Genomic DNA, 1,064 nt, shown 5'->3' with positions numbered 1-1,064 from the left:
GAGGGTGACAATATTAAGGTAGCGGTGTTAGTTGACGACTTATTAGCTCAGCAGCAAGTGGTCATCAAGAGTTTGCAGGAAAACTATCGTTCAGTCCCTGGTGTATCCGGCGCAACGATACTTGGGGATGGTACTGTATCACTGATCCTGGATATTAGCGGGCTTATAAAGCTTGCTGGTGTTGGGCGTGATGCCTATAAGAAGATTACCGAGCCAGACGATAGCGAAGCGGCATAAAACAAAAGGTTTAATCTATGTCAGAGCAACAAGATTCAAAGCTAGAACAGATTAATGGTGAAGTCGATGATGCAAAGCAGGATGAGCCAACCGACCAATACCTCACCTTTTTTATGGGGGGTGAAGAGTTCGGTATCAATATTCTTTCAGTGCAGGAGATAAGAGGTTGGGAAGAGATCACCTCAATTCCCAATTCTCCAAGTCAGGTGCTAGGTGTCATGAACTTGAGGGGGACTGTTTCTCCTATCGTTGATTTGCGATATAGCTTTGGCATTAAAGATTTATCTTATACCGATGAAACGGTTGTGATAATCGTTTCGGTAGAAACCGAGTCTAACGCCAAGGTTATCGGAATCGTGGTTGATGCAGTGTCGGATGTGTATAACTTTTCTCATTCTCAAATTCAGCCTTCTCCCGAGCTTTCCCAAACGAGTCAGGCGCAATATGTTAAAGGTTTGGGAAGTACCGAAGAAAAAATGGTGATTATTTTGGAGCTTAGCGAGCAATTGATCGCTGATCCAGATCAGGTTGCCGGACGACAATTACTAGCGAGTTAAGGTTCTTAAGTGGATTCTGATCGATCACGAGAGTTTGCGATGTCCGATGCTGATTTCCAGGAAATCAGCGAGTTGGCCTATAAGTATACTGGCATAGTGCTGGGGCCCCATAAGAAAGATATGGTTTATGGCCGCCTGGCGCGTAGGCTCAGAGATGTTCGTTTGGGCTCAGTAAGTGAATATCTGTCTTTGATTCGTAATGAAAACAGCGAAGAAGTTAGTCGTTTTATTAATGCGATTACGACGAATCTCACATCCTTCTTTAGAGAG

2 protein-coding genes and 1 pseudogene are annotated in these 1,064 nt (G+C 44.2%); all 3 read left to right on the top strand.

The features are described from left to right. Positions 1–237 (top strand): chemotaxis protein CheW (locus tag A3766_RS03340; RefSeq protein WP_197479265.1); only part of this gene is annotated, 237 nt, incomplete at its 5' end. Positions 238–254: 17 nt separating this feature from the next. Beyond that, positions 255–794: a chemotaxis protein CheW gene (locus A3766_RS03335; RefSeq protein WP_068516563.1), complete on the top strand. Its 540-nt coding sequence runs from the start codon at positions 255–257 to the stop codon at positions 792–794. A 9-nt stretch (positions 795–803) separates the two neighbouring features. Then, a pseudogene (locus A3766_RS03330) lies at positions 804–1,064 on the top strand (chemotaxis protein CheR); the annotation flags it as partial.

The sequence above is a fragment of the Oleiphilus sp. HI0132 genome (genome assembly GCF_001635845.1).
This window is presented reverse-complemented; position numbering and strand designations above follow the sequence as displayed.

What these genes read in the sequence shown, in the direction of transcription:
- A3766_RS03335 (WP_068516563.1), top strand. Translation starts at nt 255, where the DNA reads ATGTCAGAGCAACAAGATTCAAAGCTAGAACAGATTAATGGTGAAGTC.